Source organism: Marinobacter nauticus ATCC 49840 (assembly GCF_000284615.1).
Taxonomy (GTDB): domain Bacteria; phylum Pseudomonadota; class Gammaproteobacteria; order Pseudomonadales; family Oleiphilaceae; genus Marinobacter; species Marinobacter nauticus.
Map to the genome: position 1 here is coordinate 3,294,077 of NC_017067.1, position 20,185 is coordinate 3,314,261.

Annotated in this window: 20 protein-coding genes, 1 other RNA gene and 1 pseudogene; 9 read left to right on the forward strand and 13 right to left on the reverse strand. The window is 52.1% G+C overall.

Going from position 1 to position 20,185, the window contains the following annotated elements; all coding sequences use genetic code 11:
- Positions 1-86 precede the first annotated feature (86 nt).
- Positions 87-695 (reverse strand): nucleotide exchange factor GrpE, encoded by a 609-nt coding sequence (grpE, locus tag MARHY_RS15300; RefSeq protein ID WP_014422605.1) that lies wholly within the window; start codon positions 693-695, stop codon positions 87-89.
- Positions 696-955: 260 nt separating this feature from the next.
- Between grpE and recN the strand changes: the two genes are divergently transcribed.
- The gene (gene recN, locus MARHY_RS15305; RefSeq protein ID WP_014422606.1) at positions 956-2,635 is read left to right on the forward strand and encodes a DNA repair protein RecN; all 1,680 of its coding nucleotides are present in this window, start codon (positions 956-958) and stop codon (positions 2,633-2,635) included.
- A gap of 53 nt (positions 2,636-2,688) precedes the next feature.
- On the opposite strand, the gene fur is transcribed toward recN, so the two are convergent.
- Complete coding sequence (gene fur / locus MARHY_RS15310; protein ID WP_014422607.1) at positions 2,689-3,108, reverse strand: ferric iron uptake transcriptional regulator; 420 nt, start codon at positions 3,106-3,108, stop codon at positions 2,689-2,691.
- 122 nt (positions 3,109-3,230) lie between these two features.
- On the opposite strand from fur, the gene MARHY_RS15315 reads away from it, so the two are divergent.
- Positions 3,231-3,563 (forward strand): outer membrane protein assembly factor BamE, encoded by a 333-nt coding sequence (locus MARHY_RS15315; protein WP_022991272.1) that lies wholly within the window; start codon positions 3,231-3,233, stop codon positions 3,561-3,563.
- Between the two features lie 3 nt (positions 3,564-3,566).
- Here MARHY_RS15315 and MARHY_RS15320 read toward each other — a convergent pair whose 3' ends face one another.
- Genes MARHY_RS15320 through MARHY_RS15330 form a run of 3 tightly spaced genes read right to left on the reverse strand, consistent with a single transcriptional unit; the run spans position 3,567 to position 5,929 of the window.
- The gene (locus tag MARHY_RS15320; RefSeq protein ID WP_014422609.1) at positions 3,567-3,845 is read right to left on the reverse strand and encodes an RnfH family protein; all 279 of its coding nucleotides are present in this window, start codon (positions 3,843-3,845) and stop codon (positions 3,567-3,569) included.
- Positions 3,845-4,291, reverse strand: coding sequence for a type II toxin-antitoxin system RatA family toxin (locus MARHY_RS15325; RefSeq protein ID WP_014422610.1), 447 nt, complete (start codon positions 4,289-4,291; stop codon positions 3,845-3,847). The genes MARHY_RS15320 and MARHY_RS15325 overlap by 1 nt, the downstream gene beginning before the upstream one ends.
- Positions 4,292-4,342: 51 nt before the next feature.
- The gene (locus tag MARHY_RS15330) at positions 4,343-5,929 is read right to left on the reverse strand and encodes a sodium-dependent transporter (RefSeq protein ID WP_014422611.1); all 1,587 of its coding nucleotides are present in this window, start codon (positions 5,927-5,929) and stop codon (positions 4,343-4,345) included.
- A gap of 179 nt (positions 5,930-6,108) precedes the next feature.
- On the opposite strand from MARHY_RS15330, the gene smpB reads away from it, so the two are divergent.
- From smpB to ssrA, 3 genes and pseudogenes are all read left to right on the forward strand, one after another.
- Positions 6,109-6,591 (forward strand): SsrA-binding protein SmpB, encoded by a 483-nt coding sequence (gene smpB, locus MARHY_RS15335; RefSeq protein ID WP_011786782.1) that lies wholly within the window; start codon positions 6,109-6,111, stop codon positions 6,589-6,591.
- Positions 6,592-6,746: 155 nt separating this feature from the next.
- Positions 6,747-8,144: pseudogene (locus MARHY_RS15340) on the forward strand (WS/DGAT/MGAT family O-acyltransferase).
- A gap of 94 nt (positions 8,145-8,238) precedes the next feature.
- Positions 8,239-8,604, forward strand: a transfer-messenger RNA (tmRNA) gene (ssrA, locus tag MARHY_RS18640).
- Between the two features lie 81 nt (positions 8,605-8,685).
- On the opposite strand, the gene MARHY_RS15345 is transcribed toward ssrA, so the two are convergent.
- Positions 8,686-9,240 (reverse strand): ion channel, encoded by a 555-nt coding sequence (locus MARHY_RS15345; protein ID WP_014422614.1) that lies wholly within the window; start codon positions 9,238-9,240, stop codon positions 8,686-8,688.
- Between the two features lie 60 nt (positions 9,241-9,300).
- Complete coding sequence (locus MARHY_RS15350) at positions 9,301-10,305, reverse strand: phage integrase (protein ID WP_014422615.1); 1,005 nt, start codon at positions 10,303-10,305, stop codon at positions 9,301-9,303.
- Between the two features lie 304 nt (positions 10,306-10,609).
- Here MARHY_RS15350 and MARHY_RS15355 point away from each other — a divergent pair, with 304 nt between their 5' ends.
- A complete protein-coding gene (locus tag MARHY_RS15355) occupies positions 10,610-10,993 on the forward strand; it encodes a S24 family peptidase (protein ID WP_226374470.1) in 384 nt (127 codons plus the stop codon).
- A 24-nt stretch (positions 10,994-11,017) separates the two neighbouring features.
- Here the strand turns inward: MARHY_RS15355 and MARHY_RS15360 are convergent, their stop codons facing one another.
- From MARHY_RS15360 to MARHY_RS15375, 5 genes are all read right to left on the reverse strand, one after another.
- Positions 11,018-12,739, reverse strand: a complete 1,722-nt coding sequence (locus MARHY_RS15360; protein ID WP_041655086.1) for a DUF2326 domain-containing protein — start codon at positions 12,737-12,739, stop codon at positions 11,018-11,020.
- A complete protein-coding gene (locus MARHY_RS19120; protein ID WP_407635396.1) occupies positions 12,714-12,944 on the reverse strand; it encodes an ABC-three component system middle component 6 in 231 nt (76 codons plus the stop codon). The genes MARHY_RS15360 and MARHY_RS19120 overlap by 26 nt, the downstream gene beginning before the upstream one ends.
- A complete protein-coding gene (locus tag MARHY_RS15365) occupies positions 12,928-13,932 on the reverse strand; it encodes an SMEK domain-containing protein (protein ID WP_014422621.1) in 1,005 nt (334 codons plus the stop codon). Before MARHY_RS15365 ends, MARHY_RS19120 begins: the two co-directional genes overlap by 17 nt.
- A gap of 377 nt (positions 13,933-14,309) precedes the next feature.
- Positions 14,310-14,984, reverse strand: a complete 675-nt coding sequence (locus MARHY_RS15370; protein ID WP_014422622.1) for an SOS response-associated peptidase — start codon at positions 14,982-14,984, stop codon at positions 14,310-14,312.
- Between the two features lie 39 nt (positions 14,985-15,023).
- Positions 15,024-15,833, reverse strand: coding sequence for a hypothetical protein (locus MARHY_RS15375; RefSeq protein ID WP_014422623.1), 810 nt, complete (start codon positions 15,831-15,833; stop codon positions 15,024-15,026).
- A 278-nt stretch (positions 15,834-16,111) separates the two neighbouring features.
- Here MARHY_RS15375 and MARHY_RS15380 point away from each other — a divergent pair, with 278 nt between their 5' ends.
- The 3 genes from MARHY_RS15380 (at position 16,112) to MARHY_RS15390 (ending at position 18,498) form a co-directional block, all read left to right on the forward strand.
- Complete coding sequence (locus MARHY_RS15380) at positions 16,112-16,675, forward strand: hypothetical protein (protein ID WP_158011895.1); 564 nt, start codon at positions 16,112-16,114, stop codon at positions 16,673-16,675.
- 158 nt (positions 16,676-16,833) lie between these two features.
- Entirely contained in the window at positions 16,834-17,430 is a 597-nt protein-coding gene (locus MARHY_RS15385) for an exopolysaccharide biosynthesis protein (RefSeq protein ID WP_014422625.1), read from the forward strand.
- 180 nt (positions 17,431-17,610) lie between these two features.
- Positions 17,611-18,498 (forward strand): chemotaxis protein, encoded by an 888-nt coding sequence (locus tag MARHY_RS15390; protein ID WP_014422626.1) that lies wholly within the window; start codon positions 17,611-17,613, stop codon positions 18,496-18,498.
- Here MARHY_RS15390 and MARHY_RS15395 read toward each other — a convergent pair.
- Entirely contained in the window at positions 18,495-20,165 is a 1,671-nt protein-coding gene (locus MARHY_RS15395) for an acetolactate synthase large subunit (RefSeq protein WP_014422627.1), read from the reverse strand. The genes MARHY_RS15390 and MARHY_RS15395 overlap by 4 nt on opposite strands.
- Positions 20,166-20,185 lie beyond the last annotated feature (20 nt).

The window sequence follows — 20,185 nt, forward strand, 5'->3', positions numbered from 1 at the left end:
CTCCAAATCTTTCTGAATGCTGTTCCGGAGAATGCCTACCCCGGCCTTTGCTGTTTAATCGCTATATTGGCGCTCTGCTCGACTTTTCAAGCCTGCTCGTCGATTTTTGGCGCATCTTCTGCCTTGGCCACTACGACCATCGCCGGACGAACTACCCGGCCATTAAGCAGATAACCTTTCTGCACAACCGCAACCACGGTGTTAGGCTCCGCATCCGGCGCCGGCACCATGGACATGGCTTCGTGCTGCTGCGGATCGAACGGCTCACCCACCGGGTTGAGCTGTTCAACGTTGAATTTCTTCAGGCTGTTCATAAACAGCGTCAGGGTCATTTCCACACCTTCGCGAATGGACGCAACCAGCTCGCCTGCGTTTTCGTGACCCTCGGTGCTTTCGACCGCCTTCTCCAGACTGTCCGCTACAGGCAACAGCTCTTTCACAAACTTCTCGAGCGCAAACTTGTGAGCTTTTTCCACATCAATCTCGGCCCGGCGACGGACATTCTGCATCTCCGCCTGTGCCCGCAAGGCCTGCTCCTGGTACTCCTGCAGTTTCTGCTGCAGCACATCCAGCTCGGAGCCCTGCTCCGGTGACTGCTCGGCATCCTGGTTACCTGCAGCCTGCTCTTCCGCCGCAGCTTCTGCTGCCTCGTTGCGTTCTTCTACCTGTTCGTTGCGCTTTTCGTCAGCACTCATGACAACTCCTGATAACGTTTTCACGGCCACGGAGGCCTGCAGAAATAACCACTCCCGCTTGTGCAGAAAGCAGGAAAGAATCGCTTTGCGAACCGATATGGGGCCCGCTTCCCGGGTTTCAACCGTCACCCACGCAATCTTTGATGTTTTCATCATTTCCTGTTTGCAAACCGGAAAAACCCTGTATATATTCACAGCAACTGTATGAACGAACAGTGGTCAGAGTTATTACTTGCTCAAGAACGAGCGGAGGTTGCGGCATGCTCACACAACTCACGGTATCGAACTACGCCATTGCAGAAAGGGTTGAACTCCAGTTCAACCGCGGTATGACAGCCCTGACTGGGGAAACCGGCGCCGGCAAGTCGATTGTGCTTGATGCCCTTGGCCTGGCCATGGGAGGCCGGGCCGATGCCGGCGCTGTTCGCCATGGCGCCAAGCGTGCCGACATTACCGCCAGCTTCGATATATCCCGCATCCCCGAAGCCCGGTCCTGGCTGGACAGCCATGAGCTGGATGACAAGGACGATTGCATCCTGCGCCGGACCATCAGCAAGGACGGCCGCTCCAAGGCATTCATTAATGGCCAGCCCTGCCCGCTGTCACAATTGAAAGAACTGGGCGGCCTGCTGATGGATATCCACAGTCAGCACCAGCATCAATCCCTGCTGCGTAAGGAAACCCACCGAAAGCTGCTGGACGAGTTCGCCGGCGCGGAAAGCCTGGCCGACGAAACCCGATCTGCATGGAAAGCCTGGCACCAGACGCGTCAGAAACTACAGCAACGCCAGCACAATGCTGATGAGGCCGAGGCCCGTTTACAGCTGCTGCGCTATCAGGTGGAAGAGCTGGACAGGTTGGCGCTGGGCGAGGACGAACAGACAACCCTGGAAACCGAACAGGCACAGCTCAGCCAGGCCGACGCCGTACTTCACAGCAGCCACCAGGCCGCCCTGCTATGCACTGAAGATGAGGTTTCAGCCGCAGACCTGGTGCGCCAGGCACTGCACCAACTGGAGCAACTGCCGGTTGATGTCCCGGCACTGACCGACACCATCCAGATGCTGAACGAAGCAGAGATTCAGATTTCAGAAGCCGGCGACAACCTGCGCCGCTTCGTAGACGACTACGAAGCCGACCCGGTCCGACTGAACGAAGTGGAAGAACGGCTCAGCGCCATTTATCAGATGGCACGCAAACACCGGATCACCCCGGAGGAGTTGCCGGAGTTGCATCAACGCCTGAGCCAGGAGCTGGCCGAACTGGATGGCGGTGAAGGCAGCCTGGAACAGCTTCAGGCCGAGCTGGAAAACCTGCGGGCACGGTTTGACGCCCTGGCCACCAAGCTGACAGAAACACGCCGGAATGCCGCCATGGAGCTCGACCAGCGAATCGCCCGGGAGTTGGCACAATTGAGCATGCCATCGGTGCAGTTTGTCAGCCACCTGAGCCGGAACAGTGATGACGAACCTGCCCCTCACGGCATGGAAGAGGTGGAATTCCTGGTGAGTGCCAACCCGGGCCAACCCGCCCGATCGTTGGCCAAGGTGGCTTCCGGCGGTGAACTTTCCCGCATAAGCCTGGCCATTCAGGTGGTTGTGGCACAAACCTCCACCACACCGACTCTGGTATTCGATGAGGTGGATGTCGGCATCGGTGGCGGCACCGCGGAGGTCGTAGGCCGCCTGCTGAGATCACTCGGCGAGAATGGCCAGGTACTGTGCGTCACGCACCTGCCGCAGGTGGCGGCCCAGTGCCATCAGCATTTGTTCGTCAGCAAATTTACCGAGAAAGACGCGACCTATTCACGCATCGAATCCCTGGATGACCAGGGCCGGATCAGCGAAGTCGCAAGGATGCTTGGCGGAGTGGACATGACAGAACAGACCATAGCCCATGCCCGGGAGATGTTTGTAAAGGGCCAGGCAACCCATCACTAATCCCCCTCTCGTTTCGGAGAGCTTCTGGGCCAGCCTTGTCGCTGGCCCTTTTTTTACTTCTTATCGGACTTCAGTGGCTTCACGTAAAGGATCAGGCTGTGATCGACAATCTCATAGCCGTGCTCTGCCGCAATCTTCTGCTGGCGCTCCTCGATAACCTCATCGACGAACTCAACAACTTCGCCAGTCTGGGTGCAAACCATGTGGTCGTGATGATCATCACCGGCCATCTCGAACACCGCGTGACCGCCTTCGAAATTATGACGTAACACGAGGCCTGCAGCTTCGAACTGGGTCAGCACCCGGTAGACTGTCGCCAGGCCCACGTCATCGCCCTGGTCCAGCAGCTTTTTATAAACGTCTTCAGCACTCAGGTGATGTTCTTCAGCATTCTCAAGGATATTGAAGATCTTGACCCTTGGCAGAGTAACCTTCAGACCGACTTTTCGTAATTCGGCGTTTTCAGATGACATGTTACCATTCGCTCTTTGGTGTGCCTCACGGCTTCCGGTATGATGAAGCCGCAGTACGACGGATGACCCGTTTCACACCTGCTCAACGCAGGCGAATTCAAGATAGAGGATTTCCCCCGGCGATGCAAAAGCTCCCCGCTATCGTTCTTATTAGCATTTTATCCTTGTCCGGCTGTGTTTTTCCGGGCGTTTACAAAATCAATGTCCAGCAGGGCAACATTGTCACCGATGAGGAGCTGACGGAACTGTCCGAGGGCATGCCCAGAAGTCAGGTTCACGCGCTGCTGGGAAGCCCGTTGATGCTGAACCCCGTCGACCCGTCCCGGGAATACTATGTTTACACCTTTCAGCGCCGGGGCAACGAGATCGAAGAACAGCGCATCATCGTTTACTACGAGAATGATCAGCTGAGCCACTACGAAGCCCAGCTCCTGGAAGAAACGCCAGCCTACTAGCGCTTACGCTTTCTTTTTAGCCCGGTTCAGGCGAGCCTGCTTGGGATCAATCTTGAGTGGGCGGTATAGTTCCACCCGGTCGCCTTCTCTCAGAGCATGCTCGGCCGGGTTCTTCACCACTTTGCCAAACACCCCCATATCGATAGCGTCCGGATCAATCTCCGGAAAGATCTCGGTAATCCTGGAGAGCTTCACGGCTTCAAGGGCTGTAGTGCCCGGAGGCACCACCACGGGCACAATCTGCTGCTTGTCCGGGCGGGCATAGGCCACTTCCACTTCCATCACACGATCCCTCCGCGATAAACCTCATCTGCGCGACGACAGAAAGCATCCACCATGGTATTGGCCGCCTGATTAAATACCGGGCCGAAAGTCATTCGTGAAAGCGAGCCTGAAAATTCGAACTCCAGGGTCAGGATTACTTTGCAGGCGTTATCGTCCAGAGCCCGAAAGTGCCAGCGCCCCGTAAGATTTCTGAGCGGGCCGTCCACGAGCTTCATTTCAATGGTCTCTGGCATCAGCAACTGGTTTCGTGTGGTCAGCCGGTGGCGAACGCCCCCTTTGGAAATATCCAGTGAAGCCATGATTTCAGCATCATTCTGTTCGTGGACCTCTGCCCCGGCACACCAGGGTAAGAACTCAGGGTAACGGGCAACGTCATTGACCAGGTGGAACATACGCTCCGCCGAGTGCATAACCAATGCGGTCTTGTCGATCTGATGTGCCATGTAAACCGGATTTCCTGCGTTTCAGACTTCGTTCCAGCCCTGCCGGGCCAGTCAGACACTATGATAAAGGATATCGCCCTCTTTGGGGGCATTTTCATCTGGTTCGGGCTGCCCGTTTTCCGCTGGCAGCACGGCCTCTTCGGGTGTATTCGGAGGTACATCTTCCTCAACCGGGCTGTCTTCAGGCGCCCTATTCTGCGCCTCAGCAGACGCTGTAGGTTGCTGGCACCAGATAGCAGCACTGCCGTTGTCACACAGGTTGCCGAGTGAGAAAAGCGTGTACTGTAGCCCGATCCAGGCCGCCACAACAGGAAGCACCAGTCGCATCACCCAGAACCAGATTCTCCGGAACACAACCGGCGCATTGCCCAGAATGGTTGCCGCGAAGCGCCGGGTGATACACCAGCCGGCAAATGTGGCAATGAGAATAGCCACCGCCGGTATCACAATGCCACCGGCGACCAGTTCCAGCCATCGAAATACAGTGGCACCACCTATGCGGTAATCGGCCCACAGATTGAAGGAGAACAGGGAAGCCAGCCCGGCGAACCAGACTGCAAGCCCGACAATGACCGCAGACCAGCCCCGAGGCGCCCCGGTCCACTCCCGAAACCATCCCACCACCGGTTCGAGCAGAGACACCCCCGTCGCCCAGACAATCAGCACCACCAGCAGAAAAACCGCCGCGATCACCACCTGACTGTAGGGCATGCCTGATAGCGCGACCGGCAGCGAAACAAAAAGCAGGCTGAAACCCCGCTCCCCCTCCAGGCTGCTACCGTCCGCAGCAACTGAAAACATCATCAATCCGGCCATGATGGCAACGAGGGTGTCCATCAACACCACAGCCAGTATTGAGCGTTTCAGACGGGTATGGCTGGTGGAATAGGCGCCAAATATTGCCCACACCCCCATTCCGAGACCCAAGGTATAAAAAGCATGAAAGAACGCTGCCTTGATACTGGCCGCTGTTACCTGCTCAGGCCGCATCACCAGAACGTGATCTATCCCGGACTGCAAGCTCCCCCCCATGGCTGCCAGCCCGAACAGCACCAACATCAACAGCAGGGTGCAGGGTACGATCATGCGCATCGATCGCTCCAGGCCCTTGACCACTCCGCGGGCAGAGACCGCAACCACAAGAATCACGAAGAAGACATGCCAGGCCATAAACTGCCGATAGTGGCCCGGGTCCGACACCAGCTCCGACAGAACAGCAGTTGCTGAGGCCGCCGAAGCACCCTCGAAACGGTCAGTTGCACCGAAAAAGATGTAAGCCAGAACAATACCGCCAAAAACAGCGGTAAAGGAGAGCACCACGAACGCCGCAAGAATGCTAAGCGGCCCCGCCAGTCGCCAGAACGGTGAGCAGCCAGCGTTTTTCACCATACCGTCCATGGCCAGCACAATCCCATGCCGGGCATGACGGCCAATCACAGCCTCCGTCACCATCAGCGGCAGGGTAACAATCAGCAGACAGGCCAGGTACAGCAAGATAAACAAGCCGCCGCCGTGGATACTGGCCAGATAGGGAAACTGCCACAGATTGGCCAGGCCGACCGTGGCACCCACAGAAGCCCAGAAAAAGGTGGATTTTCGGGTAAACGACCCTATTGACGTCTGGTACTTGCGCAGCATTACTTCCCCAGGCAGTGACGAGCGCATCATTGTAGCCGAAGCAAGCCTGCAGGAACGACACTAAACCCGAGCCAGACGGCGAATCCGTGACCCTTCTTGCACTCCTGCGCTACAATGCGCGCTTTGCTGGCGTACCGACAAGACCAGCACCGTCATTCTTCCGATCCCGGACAGGATTCATGAGCAAGAAGAAAGCAAACGCCCCAACCAGCAACACCATCGCCCTGAACAAGAAGGCGAAGCACGAATACCATATTGAGGAGCGCTTCGAGGCTGGCCTGGCCCTGCTTGGCTGGGAAGTGAAGTCGTTGCGTGCCGGTAAGGCACAACTGGTTGACGCCTATGTACTGCTGAAGGATGGCGAAGCCTGGCTGTTGGGCTCCCACATCACGCCTCTGAACACCGCCTCTACCCATGTGATTGCGGACCCGACCCGCACCCGCAAACTGCTGCTGCACGCCAAGGAAATCGCCAAGATTGTCGGCCAGGTAAATCAGGCGGGTTACACCTGCATTCCCCTCGCCCTGTACTGGAAAAAGAACAAGGTAAAATGCGAGATCGCCCTGGTGAAAGGCAAGAAGCTGTTCGACAAGCGCGCTACGGAGAAAGAACGCGACTGGAACCGCCAGAAACAGCGCATCATGCGCGAGGCCAACACCTGACACCAAAACTGTGTCGCATATGCACCCTCTTTGCTGATTTCAAAAAGCCTCCTATACTTTTAGGCCTTTCGTCAGTTGGCCCCGATGGCAGTACCAGGCGGCCCGGACTCCGGTACAGAGCATAGGGAGGGCTTATGTCAGCAAAACGGACAGCCATGACCTCGGTCGATCGCTCCTGGTTACGCATGGATACCCCGGAAAATCCCATGATGATTTCCGCGGTACTGGCCTTTGAACAACCCATTCCACTCAAGCGACTCAAGCGCACCCTGGAAGAACGTTTCCTGAAATTCAGACGCTTTCGGCAGCGCATCGTTGACAAAGGTGACAAGGTCTACTGGGAAGACGACCCCCTGTTCGATCTGGACAACCACCTGCACACCATCGCTCTGCCGGGAAACGCCGGCAAGCGAGAGCTTCAGGCCCTGGCCAGTGATTTCAACAGCACCGCTCTCGATTTCCGCCGGCCACTCTGGCAGATACACTACATCGACAACTATGAGAACGGCTGCGCCCTGTTAATCAGGATTCACCACTGTATTGCCGATGGCATTTCACTAGTGCGGGTACTGCTTTCGCTGACCGATCGCACTCCTGAACCCAAGCTAGAGCGCGTTGCACACCCAAAGCTACCCACAAAACCCAACGGCACCGCCGCCAGCCGGTTCCTGCACCGGATTGTAGACAGCACTCAGGCGGCCTGGGGACAGGCCAACCTGTTCGTGGATTCCATTCGCAAAGAGCCTGACTACCCACTGAAGCTGGCCACCACCGCCGGCGGTATTGTTCTGGACCTGGCCAAACTGGGACTTGCCCCCTTCGAGCCGAAAACCAGCCTGAAAAGCCCGCTGCTGGGCCGCAAACAAGTGGCCTGGGCCGAGCCCCTTGAACTGGAAACCGTGAAACAGTGCGCGCGGACACTGGGGGGAACCGTCAACGACGTATTGCTTTGCGCCGCGACCGGTGCGCTGACCCGGCATTTTACGGAGCACGGCCAGAGTATTCCGGACTGCGGCATTCGGGTTGCCGTTCCTTTCAACCTGAGGCCGCTGGACCAGCCCATCGAAACCCTAGGCAATCAGTTTGGCCTGGTGCTGGTGTGCCTGCCTGTTGAGGTAACGGATCCGATCATGTGTTTCCGCCAGGTTCAGGAAAACATGAACCGGCTCAAACGGTCATACTAGGCCCAGGTAACCTATAGCCTGCTGGACCTGTTTGGCCGCGGCCCGGATATTCTCGAACGCCGGGCACTGGACCTGCTCAGCAACAAGGCTTCAGCAGTTCTGACCAACGTTCCCGGACCACGCCATGCGGTTTACCTGGCGGGCAGCAAACTGGTTCAACCCATGTTCTGGGTCCCCCAGAGCGGCAACATAGGTATAGGCATGAGCATTTTCAGTTACGCTGGCACGGTACAGTTCGGCATAACCGTCGACAAAGGCATCAAAGCCGACCCGGGCGAGGTGATGGATTATTTCCGTGACAGCTTCGAGAATCTGCATCAGGCTGCACTCGAGAAAGCCGGCGCCGGCGGTTTCCGCCAGGCTTCCTAGGCTCACCAGAGCCAGCGGTAGGTACAAATAGTAACGCCGTTACACAAAGAAGCCTTGAAGTCTGGCAATCCGGACACATATACTAAATTAACAAGGGGACGACTTGGCTTCGACGCCGGTGACGAACCCTTGGGTGCATGCCGAGATGGCAGCGAATCTCGTAAATCCAAAGCTGCAACGTAATAGTCGCAAACGACGAAAACTACGCACTGGCGGCGTAAGCCGTTCCAGTCGTCCTGGCTGAGGCGCCTATAACTCAGTAGCAACATCCCAGGACGTCATCGCTTATAGGCTGCTCCGTTCACCAGAGCTCACTGGTGTTCGGCTAAGATTAAAGAGCTCGCCTCTTGCACCCTGACCTTCGGGTCGCTTGAGGTTAAATCAATAGAAGGACACTAAGCATGTAGACCTCAAGGCCTAGTGCTGGCGGACGCGGGTTCAATTCCCGCCGTCTCCACCACCTTGCAAGAGAAAAGCCCCTGATTTCAGGGGCTTTTCTCGTTTATGGCATTTAACTTTACGTTTAAGTGACGACCAAGTGTCAACGGCGCTCCTCGTTGTCAGCGCCTGAAGAAAAATAAGAGCCAAAACCCACTACCACAATGTGAAGAGCCAATAGGACTTGTAGCATTACCATTGACTTAGCTTGCCAGCTAGAAGGCTGAATATCGCCATACCCCAATGTAGTCGCTGTAACAACACTAAAATAGAGGAAATCAAAAAAGTGGGAGAACGCCAAAACAAAGCCATAGTTTTCTTCGACACCTGTTATTTCAGGAATCAAACCACTGAAGTGGGAGCCTGTGCCACCAATTAAAGACAAGAGAAAATAAGCCGCCGCAAATGCCAGAATTAGTTCAGCATAATAGATAAAGAGAAACGCTGATCTTCTTGAACCTACTGAGAAATCCTGCAGCTTTCGAGCTAAGGAAAAAGCAGGAATAAAGAAAAGCAATATGACACTCAAAAGAACCAGGGTGAAAGCTACGCCGGTTGGTAAATGGCGAACAAGGATTGGGAAACAAGCGAAAAGGGCTGTAACCAGCAGGAAAAGAACCGTAGAACGGGACTCTGCCCAAATTTCTGAAAACGACACATCATGCTCCTAAACATCAGGGTTAGAGGCAGCAAATTAGAACCAAAAACCACCTTATTTTCAATAGTTTAAGAATGTATTCCCCCATATATTAAGTTTGACAGCCTCTTCAAGGTGATCCGGAGCCAAATGCGCATAGCGCATAGTCATGCTGATAGTCGAGTGTCCCAGAATCTTCTGTAACGTAAGGATATTTCCACCATTCATCATGAAGTGACTTGCAAATGTGTGGCGCAGGATGTGAGCGCATTGTCCCTGGGGTAATTTCACCCCTGATCGGTCAACGGCTCGCCTGAATGCTGAAATCGTCGAGGTCCCGAAACTGCCGTGTTCCTCCAGGTGTGCCTTTAGCGTTTTATAGAGTTCCTTTGAAATTGGAACCGATCGTTTCTTGCCGGACTTGGTTTGATCAAAGGTCACGCGGTAGGGCTTGAGTCGATCCAGTGTCAGGCTTTCGGCCTCTGACCACCTAGCGCCGGTTTCCAGGGAAAGACGAGCCACCAGGAAGGCATGCGGATTGCTGGTTCTCTCCTTCAGTTCGGTAAAGATAGCCCGAATCTGATCGTGATCGAGGTAGCCTATTTCCCGTTCCTGGATCTTAATCGGCCGGATCTTGCTGAACGGATTGGCGTAGCTGATTTCTCCGGTGCGGTGTAGCTCGTTGAATACGGCGTTGAGATAGCCAAGATCGTTGTTGCAGGTTTTGGGCGAGATCCCGCCTTCGATTCGCAAGGCACGATAAACCAAGTAATCGTTGGCTGTGAGCCTTGAGGCCATTGGGTTACCGAAAGATTCTGCGATTCGTTTCAGGTGCCGATACCGGCGTTCCCCATCCCGCAGGTATTTGCCATGCGCCAGGTACCACGTTTCCAAAACTTCCAGGAATTTGCGCCGGTCCTTTTTCAGCTGGGGAACCGGTGTTCCGGCGTCATGCTGGCTCAATACCCAACGCTCGAAACGCTGTGCATCGGTTTTTGAATCAAAGGATTTCCGAACACGCTTCTGCCCTCTTCCACCTGGCTGGATGTCTACCTGCCATCCTCCCGATGGTAGCTTTTTGATCATGCCGCTACCTTGGTTAACAGTCGTCGTTTGGTGAGTCCGTCCTGGACGAGCTGGAATAGCTCGTTTTCGTAGATCTCCCGCCTTCGGTAGTAGTTACACAAGTCTTCCCAGAGTCCGGACTTTTTGAGGCAATCCCATGCTTGTCTGGCGTTGAAGCGGTTGCGTGCATAGATGCTCAGGAGATTGCCGAAGGCGAGGGAACCAAGGACGCAAAAGGATCCAGGGAAGCTTTAACCCAAGACATCGAAAAACTCAGAAAGCTCTAGATGAGGAATTTGCGCTAATTCCCGGTTACAACGTGCAGGTGGCAGCTGGTCACGGCTCCCTCGCAGGAGGGGACGAGTCACCGACCAGGGAATTGGCGTTTCGGAGAAAGTGGCTACGGTACCGGGGGCTTCATGAGAACGACCTAGCGCTGGTATTTGCGAAGGGTGACTCAATGGAGCCCACGATTTCAGACAATGAAACTGTAATGGTAGATACCAGTGAGAAAAAGCTTCGCGATGGGCATATTTACGTCATTAGAAACGGAGATCATCTTCTGGTTAAGCGGATTCAGACACTATGGAATGACGGAGTACAACTATTGAGTGATAACAAAGAGTATCCACCTCAAGAAATATCACGAGACGACCTCGAAAACCTCGAAGTTATCGGTAAAGTCGTTTGGGTAGGCAAGGACCTTTGAGCGGTTAGAGCTCGAAAAACGAGCTCAACCAAATTGTGTACCGAAAAGCCAATTCTTAGGATCTTTATCAAAAAGCTCCAAAACAATAGACTCTTCGACAAGATCTTTCTCAGCGGGATCCAAGATATCTATTTGATTATCCTTATCTAAGACTTCTTGTAACGACGACTCACCAACGTTGATGAAGTATTGAAGACCTTGCTCACGAACTTTTTCGATAACAACTTTAAATATCATAGATTTTTGTCGAGGATCCATCTCGGAAAAAATACAACCATCATGCGCGAGAAACCCTAGGAGGCTACTATTCAATTCGTACAACAAGATGTCATAACAGAAAATTTTAACTTCACTGACACCTTGAGAGCCGTCTCTCGGAATATCCATATCAATATTAAAAAGATATTTTGCATCTTTCGCCAAACTAACCTTTAGGCTACCACCATGATTATCATAAAAACGTTTAACTAAAGATCGAAATCGATTTTCAACATATTCAAAGTATTCTTCGCGTTCGTCGAGATACTTAAGACTTTCTGCCTTGAGCTTTGCTGCGTCCAAATCGAGTTCTGCTTCCCGATCCCTGAGGTCTTTAAGAATGTTCGTGAACTTCTGAAGCTCTGCCACCTCTTTTGATAGCCTCTGGATTGCATCATTGATAGAGTTATATTCCTCCAAGGCTCCCTTAGAATCCAAATCCCTCAGTATGTCATCCCGCTCTCGCTCCATTCTTTCAAGCCTCAACTGAAGCTCAGAAAGCTCAATCTTAGAATCCTGAATTTCACGAGCAAGCCTCTTCCTACGATTAAGCAATATCCTTCGATGAAAAGCGGAAACCTCTTCTATTCTCCTATAAATATCATCTGGAAAGAAAAACTTAGCTTCCTCATATAAGGATCTTACGATGTCAGGATTCAAATCAGTATCTTCCGACAGCTTAAGATTCCGAGATTTTCTAATGATAGATGAATCAATTTTATATATTTGATTTCGAATTTCATTTACCTGAGAAGTAAGATAGTCACCTTGATTCTTCAACGAATCAAAGTTCTCTGCAATAACGAATGAATCTCGACCTTTAATCAATTCATTTAACTGCTCTTCTAAGTCCTTAATATTTTGGGACTCATATTGATCCTTCTGCTTTTCAATAAGCCTCTGCGTACTTTTAACTTCTTCCAAAGCTTCTTTTAGAACCTTTTTTCGATTCACAAGGCCAACATCAACACCAAGAAGAAAAAGGTTCGTTAGCATTTGCTTATAATCAGTTAAACTCACACCTTGCTGGGTCAATGGGTCCGAATAAAAGGTACCACCGTACCTCCTCGCAAATGCATTGAAAACCTGCCTAAACCCGAGCGTCTCGTTGACGCTAACAGGCAAAAAGAGCCTGCCAAGCTCTTTTGCATATCTTGCTGAAGACATTCTTACTTCGTCGAGATAAAAATAATTATCTGAGAACGTCTTATCGATAGTATGAGTTATACCTTTATGCCTAAAGGTCAATTTAAACCAACCGTAACCCGCTAGAAACTTGGCAATCTTTCGGCCCTTCTCATTTTTTTTATCAAGACGGGCACCGAAAAGCATCTGAATCAACTGCAGGGTAAAACTCTTACCAACGCCATTGTATGTTTCCTTCTTATCTCCAACGCCTAGCTGGAGCCCTGCAACTATATTAAGACCTGGGTTGAAAACTATTTTCTTAAACTGAGGATTGCTAGAGCTTAATTCTAAAAGAGTCACCACTCACCTCAATTTTTCCAATTATATAAAGAAAATCAAATACAAGAACCAAAGACTCAACCCCAACTCTCTTAGGATACTCTTCAGTCAGGTAATCCAAAACATCATCAAACGTTTTTTCTTCATCTTTTATATAGTTACACACAAAAGAAGCAATGCAAAATATAGACTCCGAGCTTCTTGTACTCTTACTTGGCAAGAGCATTTTTAACTCCAGCTTCACAATATTCAAAAAAGTAAGAAATAATAATCCAGGAAACGCTTGTCGAGTTAAAGTCTCTGATAAGCACTTTACTCTCCAACAGTTCAAAAAGATCTACAAGAATTCTATTAAAACTGAGCCCATCTTCAGACGACATCATTGTAAGCTCTTCAACAGAGCGAGATTGAAGGTGCTTCCTTGAATAAGACCGCGACAGATTTCTGATCAGAATCTTTTTGTAGAAATCATTGACAACAAGGGATTGTAAACCATCTTTAACACTTCCGTCTGCCACCTCATCAATGAGACAGGTGTAATCTAAACACTCAATTATTTTAGAGGATACTTTTCCATTCAATTTGTTTAACTTTATCTTATCCTCAACCTCTAAAGATTGATAATCCTCATCAAAAGATGGCTTTATCTCTGAATGTCTTTCAACAAGGTCACGAATTGTAAGATCCAAAACCTTTATATCTGTATACTTTTTCTCATAAGGGCTAAAAAATATATTGCACAACTCAACAAGCTTTGGAGTAGACAAGTCATTTATATCTTTTACAAAATCTGACGCATCAAAAACGACATCATCAATATCAACTCCATATTTACCTTTTATATAGGTTTTAGTACTCTTTTCAGGCTTAGCCTTATCGATCAAATAATATATCTTAACACTGTAATCCTTGAAGTCTTCATCGGTCAGTATCTTTAAGGTTTTATCAATTTTTTCTTTTGTTCTAGTAGTAGTTATTTGAACAGCACTCTTTGAAGTGCTATCCACTAAATCTATGCATGGCGCATTATCAGTATAAAAATTTGCATTTTTATACTTTGCATCATAAACAAAATTAAAAACATCTCTCCAATAATTTTCAGAATGAATATTCAGTGAATAGTCAGAGATGTCTTGATGATGTTGAATATCAAGCCTAGTAATAGCCAGAACATAGCTGATTTTATTGAATGCTGACTGACGGTCGTGAACCATTTCACAAGCTACTTATTTTTAAGAACATGAATCGCACATGCAACATTACACAAAATCACTCAACTTATATCATTAATTGAGATGTGCCAAGCGCGAAGATAGTGAAAGTGTACCAACAAACATGACGTATTTCATGAACTGGAGTTGGTAAATCAATAACAACTTAAGAACATAAGGGAGAGTAAGAAACAGACCTCTCCCTGTAGTCACACCACTCTGCAGGTGTCGCGCTTGCCTGGCATCCCTGCCGGAGGTGAGCCCAGGTCTTCCTGACCAAACGGCTCACTGCCAGTTTACCCTTACACATTGTTACGTTTAGGCGTTTTGTCTTAATCCGGCGTGAGAATTTTCCTACATTGACCTTTCTGTGATGCCGCTTAATCCGCTTCGATTCGTTCTGCCTGGCCGGTTTGCTCCAGGGCCGCAGGTGATCTTATGGGTTCTACCAGGAGGGGTTGCCGCATTCGGGTTTTGAGCAAGTCCTGGAATGGGTCTGTATTGGTCAGGCTTCGGTCCAGCCACATGTCGAAGTCTTCCCGGTTGAGCATGAGCGGTATGCTTTTCGGGTGGATGTGGCTGAACCTGGGGTGTGGTGGCAGGGTGATGATGGTGAATGACGGTACCACTTCTTCCTGGAAGTCCCACAGCTCATACAGGCCAGCAAAGGCTATGGCGCTGTCGGCCGGGTGGATGTTGTAGCACTGTTTGTGGCCTTTCTCGCCTGTCCATTCATGGAAGCCGCTGGCCGGTATGATGGCCCGCTGGCTGTGAAAGCGTTTTTTCCAGAGTGGGCTGGAACCCAGGCTGCCCGATCGGGCGTTGAAGGTGCTGTACTTTGGCGAAGGGCGGTAACCGGTGCCGTCTGGTTTGCGTTCTATGAGTAGTGACCAGATGGCGTCCTGCGGGGTGCGGCCCCGGTGGGTTTCGTAGACAATCTGGGCTTTGGCTCCGGGGGCGATGTTAACGCGGGGCTCTATCCGGAGCGGGATGCCGAGTTCGTCCAGGAGGCCCTGGACTAAGGGGGCGTCGGATACGTTGAATCGGCCGCACATGGTTTGCCTCCTGAACACATCGAAAGTGAGCGCTTTTTTCTATGCGTGCTTAGCTGACTCCTCTCCTGTGGGAGACTCCTCACTTTTTCGGTTCAATGCCGCAATCTCAGTTACGATTTCCATCATCAATTTGCTGAAGTCCTCCGATGATCCGAGTAGATCTTCGGGCGAATCCGGCGTATCCCATTTCTTTATCAATGACTTCACTTTGAAACGATGCAGAAGACCGCTTTTCTTGGCCAACTCAATGAGAACAGCATCCACTTCGTCAAGGAGCGCGCGATTGACTTTCTCACACATGAGCCCCAGGTGCTTTCGACACACGGTTCTTGTATTCTCAACCACGTGTGTTGGACTATTCGGGTCTACATTTTCCAAAAACGATGCTTCAATTCGTTGAACGTAATCCTTTTGCGCATCGATGGCAGATGGCAACCGGCTGATAAATGAAATACGGTTAGCCATGATCGGGTCGATTTTCGACAACTCTGTTGTCGCAGTCCTGACGGCCTCAGAAAAACCTGTGCCATCAAGACGAAAGAAACTCTCTTCTAATGAAGTTCCATACTTTTCCGCCTCATCCTTGTTCACCTGTTTCTCTTCATCGGTAACATCAATTCCAAACTCACCAAAGCGATCCATTTGCAAATCGATAGTACCGCCGAGCTGGGAACGAAAGTCATAGACAACGGCATTGAGCGCCACCCTGACTTGGATGAGCAGATAGAGTGCGTGTCTGGTCGCTTTCTTTGTTTCTACGCTAGTTCTGTATGCATAGGCAAAAGCCGCGAGCAAAGCGGAAAAGACGATACCATTTGCCTCAATAATCGGGAGCAAGACATCTGCCATGAAATTCCCCATAGAACTCAGCATTAACTACTACCCCCAACCTGACGCAACAGAACAGATAGACTACCAAGAATTAACGCACAGTCTAATATAAGCCATGTGGTTGCTCGAATTGGCGTTTCATAGGAGGGATGGTGAGACTCAACAATGTGATAACCCATGACAGAAGGGAGATTCCTGCGGAACAGGCCAGCTTTTGGGTGGAATCCTGCACACCGTGGGCAACTTACGACGGAGGAAGAATTATGGCCCCAAGCACATGCTGGGTAGGGAGAAGCGTGTTCGATCTCAAACAGATAGACCCGAAGAAGGTCTCACAGTTCTGGAATAGCTGCCTGTCATGTGTTCGATCAGTAGTTACCGCTCGAAAGTTAGACGAGTTGTCTAGAAAACAGCCCGATCCCGCTGAAGCCAATAAAACACTGATAAACAACTCCTACGCCATTGCGGTATTGGAGTGGACAAAATCCTTTGGCACCAATTCAGAAGACTACCATTGGAAAAAGGTTTTCGGTGACAGCTCCTTCTTTCTCAGTGAAATCTTGGAGCAGACCAAAGCGACCGAGAACGAGTACAAAGAGTATAGGCAAGCAATGCTGAATGTAAGAGCGTTCGCCATAGCTCACGCAGGCCTTCCAGGATGCCCACCTCCAAAGCTTCCCGATTTTGATTTTGCAATTTCTATGATTTCATCGGCCCATTCAATACTCGACAAGCTCCTAATCTCGTTAGATCAGTACCATGGGAAAGTATCGAAACTGAACCCCATGAGCATGCAACCCTGGATAGAGAACCTAGAGGAGGACATCAAACTGATACTTGGCAAAACTTCAACGGAGTGACAACGGCGCTGCGGTTTTGAGTGGTTATGTGTGGAACGCCGTTTTTGTAAGTAGCTGTTTTATGGGCTATTGTGGTTTTCTGTGGGCCATTAAACAGGTGCGGCATCGGGTTCAATTCCAGTAGCAACTTCGCAGCACTCTGGAAAAGGAAGCCAACCATGAACCAGCCAAACGACCCGGAAAGCCTGACAGAGCTGGTCGCCAGAATACGGGACCATACCCGGAATCAGGATCGGGTATCAGTCGGGGATCTGATGACCGCAGTGGGTGAGCGCTCTTTTGGCCCGCTGGTCCTGCTGGCCGGCCTGGTAACGGTGGCGCCGCTAATTGGCGACATTCCCGGCGTACCCACCTTACTGGGCTTGCTGGTTCTGCTCACCTTGGGGCAGTTGCTGTTCCAGCGCCGCTCAGTCTGGATTCCCTCCCGTTTATCGAACCGCCATATTTCAAAACAGACACTGTTTAAGGGCCTGCAATGGGCAGACAAACCTGCGGCATTTGTCGATCACTGGACCCGGCGGCGCTTGCCCTGGTTGGTTTCCGGGGCTGGCCAGTATCTGATGGCACTGATTTGCATGGCGGTGGCCGCTGCCATGCCGATGATGGAACTTATCCCCTTCAGTGCCAATGGCGGTGGCCTGGCACTGATGGCGTTCGGGCTGTCCATTGTCGCCCGGGACGGGCTGCTGGCTCTGGTTGCCATCGCCACTAGCGTTGGCACTGGCTGGTTGGTGATTACAAACCTGCCCTGGTAGGCGAACTGTCAAAAGACCTGTCACCATTTGATACAAAGCTGATGACGAATCGCTGAGCATAAAGCTGCTATTATTGCTACATAACCTTTTGATCGCTGGCGCCTTGTTTCATTTCTCAGAGCACCAATCGTGACAGCAAGCTCAGCAAGGAGCTTTCATCTTTTTTGCAAGGATCGGTTTATGTCCAGCAAAGCGAAGCAGTCCCAGAAACTCCTTCTGTTCCGCCTGTTCGGATCGCGGCTGTTTGGCATTGGCACCCTGAAAATCCGGGAAATTCTCCCGTTTCAGCGGCTAACCAAGCTACCCCATAGCCATCACGCCGTGATCGGAACCGCAACCTTCCGAGGCTCGGCCGTGCCGGTCATCGATATGTCCGCAGCCGTGGGCTACCCGGCCCTCACCCGCGAAGAGCAGGCGAAAGCGTCCATCATTGTTACTGACATTCAGCGCCAGGAAATCGGCTTTCTGGTGCGCAGTGTTCAGCAGATCATCGAGACAGACTGGAAGAGCGTGATGCCGCCGCCCAAGGCCCTGGGCGCCAACGCCTTTATTACCGGCCTGCTGGATGTGGATGGCGACATTATCCAGTTGCTGGATGTCGAGCTACTCCTCGCCAAGGTCTACCCGGAATCGCTCGACGCCCAGACCGTGGCTCTTACGGATGTACAGAGCGAGACACTCAAATCCCTGAACATCCTCTTGGTGGATGACTCTCAGGTGGCCCGAAAACAGCTGTCTGACGTCCTCGACAGCAAAGACATCAGCTATCACGTGACCGCCAATGGCGACGAAGCTCTGCAGGTTCTTCTCCGGGAGCATGAGTTAGGGCACCCGATCGACATCCTGGTGAGTGACATTGAGATGCCGGGCCTGGATGGCTACGAGCTTACTTTCGATATCCGGGATAATGCCAGCCTCCAGCAACCCTACATCATCCTGCACACCTCACTGAACAGTGAGATGAGCCTGAGCTACGCCAATCAGGTCGGGGCCAACGAGGCCCTGACCAAGTTTGACGCAGAGGAACTGTTACAGGCCATGCTGCGCGGAGCTGCCCAGGCCGGCTAAAGCCGGCAGGTGAGCTCCGCCAGCTCTTCATCAAAGACTCGCCGGTTCTCGCTGTAGTCCACCGGCACATCCACCAGGTGAACACCCCCGGCCTCCAGTGCGCGCTCAAGAGTCGGGCGCAATTCTTCGGTACGGTTAACCCTGTGGCCAACGGCACCGTAGGAATCCGCGTATTTCACGAAATCCGGGTTGCGGTAATCCAGCCCGAAATCTTCGTAGCCGTCCTGCCCCTGCTTCCATTTGATCATGCCGTACGCGCTGTCGTTGATGATCAGCACGACCAGGTTCAGCCCAAGGCGAACAGCCGTCTCCAGCTCCTGGCTGTTCATCATGAAGCCGCCATCACCGCAGATCGACATAACCTTCAGCTCCGGATAAAGCATGGCCGCCATCATGCCGCTGGGCAGGCCCGCGCCCATGGAGGCCAGAGAATTGTCCAGTAGCACGGTGTTGTTGTCGTAAGCCGGGTAGTTACGGGCAAACCAGAGTTTGTACATACCGTTATCCAGCGCGATGATGCCGTCATCCGGCATCACTGATCGGACATCGTGGACAATGCGCTGGGGAATCACCGGAAAACGGTCATCAGTGGCCCGCTCCTGAAGATGTTTGTCGACCGCCTGCTTCACTTCCATCAGGCCGGTGAAATCGTGGTTGGCACATTGTCCGCAGTGCTCGGCCATGTACTCCACACTGTTGGCAATGTCACCCACCACCTCATGCTGCGGAAAATACACCGGGTCGACATCGGCCCCGCTGAAATTCACATGGATGACTTTTTTACCGCCCGGAGTCATAAAGAAGGGCGGCTTCTCCACTACATCGTGGCCGACGTTGATCACCAGATCCGCCCGGTCGATGGCGCAGTGAACGAAATCGCCGGCGGACAGGGCTGCATTGCCCATGTAACGGGGATGACGCTCATCAATCACACCCTTACCCATCTGAGTGGTGAAAAACGGAATGCCCGTCACATCCACCAGGTGCAGCAAGGCTTTGGACACCCGTTTACGGTTGGCGCCGGCGCCAATCATGATCAGTGGATGATGGGCCCTGCGCAGCATGTCGCAGGCCATCTCCAGGCTCTTCTCACTGGCCGTTGGCCGACGGGCATCACTGGGATTAAAGATATGAATGCCCGCTTCGGCGGACTCCTCGGCAATGTCCTCGGGCAACTCCAGGTGCACAGCGCCGGGGCGCTCTTCCGAGGCAAGGCGAACCGCTTCACGAACCTTGGCGGGAATGGTGTTGGCGTTGCTGATCTGGCGAGTGTATTTGGTAAGCGGCCGCATCAGATCTACCACATCCAGAATCTGGAACAGCCCCTGCTTGGAGGACTTGATGGGCTTCTGGCCGGAAATCATCATCATGGGCATGCCGCCCAGCTGGGCGTAGGCGGCAGCCGTCACCAGGTTCGTGGCGCCCGGCCCAAGCGTGGACAGGCAAACTCCCACCTGGCCAGTCAGTCGCCCATAGGTCGCCGCCATAAAGCCGGCAGCCTGTTCGTGCCGGTTCAGCACCAGGCGGATACTGGAATTGCGTAACGCTTCCAGGAAGGCGAGATTCTCTTCGCCGGGCACGGCGAAAATGTATTTTACGCCTTCATTCTCAAGTGCCCGGATAAACACTTCGGCGCCGTTAAGCGCCTGACGATGATCATTGGCCATAACTGTCCTCTTGATCTGAG

Excerpts from the sequence above, each read along its gene's own strand:
- MARHY_RS15325 (WP_014422610.1), bottom strand. The coding sequence starts at position 4,291 with ATGGCACATCAGATCGACAAGACCGCATTGGTTATGCACTCGGCGGAG.
- MARHY_RS15370 (WP_014422622.1), bottom strand. The coding sequence starts at position 14,984 with ATGTGCGGCCGATTCAACGTATCCGACGCCCCCTTAGTCCAGGGCCTC.
- MARHY_RS15350 (WP_014422615.1), bottom strand. The coding sequence starts at position 10,305 with ATGATCAAAAAGCTACCATCGGGAGGATGGCAGGTAGACATCCAGCCA.
- MARHY_RS15385 (WP_014422625.1), top strand. The coding sequence starts at position 16,834 with ATGAACCAGCCAAACGACCCGGAAAGCCTGACAGAGCTGGTCGCCAGA.
- smpB (WP_011786782.1), top strand. The coding sequence starts at position 6,109 with ATGAGCAAGAAGAAAGCAAACGCCCCAACCAGCAACACCATCGCCCTG.
- grpE (WP_014422605.1), bottom strand. The coding sequence starts at position 695 with ATGAGTGCTGACGAAAAGCGCAACGAACAGGTAGAAGAACGCAACGAG.
- recN (WP_014422606.1), top strand. The coding sequence starts at position 956 with ATGCTCACACAACTCACGGTATCGAACTACGCCATTGCAGAAAGGGTT.
- fur (WP_014422607.1), bottom strand. The coding sequence starts at position 3,108 with ATGTCATCTGAAAACGCCGAATTACGAAAAGTCGGTCTGAAGGTTACT.
- MARHY_RS15315 (WP_022991272.1), top strand. The coding sequence starts at position 3,231 with ATGCAAAAGCTCCCCGCTATCGTTCTTATTAGCATTTTATCCTTGTCC.
- MARHY_RS15330 (WP_014422611.1), bottom strand. The coding sequence starts at position 5,929 with ATGCTGCGCAAGTACCAGACGTCAATAGGGTCGTTTACCCGAAAATCC.
- MARHY_RS15395 (WP_014422627.1), bottom strand. The coding sequence starts at position 20,165 with ATGGCCAATGATCATCGTCAGGCGCTTAACGGCGCCGAAGTGTTTATC.
- MARHY_RS15375 (WP_014422623.1), bottom strand. The coding sequence starts at position 15,833 with ATGGCAGATGTCTTGCTCCCGATTATTGAGGCAAATGGTATCGTCTTT.
- MARHY_RS15320 (WP_014422609.1), bottom strand. The coding sequence starts at position 3,845 with ATGGAAGTGGAAGTGGCCTATGCCCGCCCGGACAAGCAGCAGATTGTG.
- MARHY_RS15365 (WP_014422621.1), bottom strand. The coding sequence starts at position 13,932 with ATGGTTCACGACCGTCAGTCAGCATTCAATAAAATCAGCTATGTTCTG.
- MARHY_RS19120 (WP_407635396.1), bottom strand. The coding sequence starts at position 12,944 with ATGCTCTTGCCAAGTAAGAGTACAAGAAGCTCGGAGTCTATATTTTGC.
- MARHY_RS15390 (WP_014422626.1), top strand. The coding sequence starts at position 17,611 with ATGTCCAGCAAAGCGAAGCAGTCCCAGAAACTCCTTCTGTTCCGCCTG.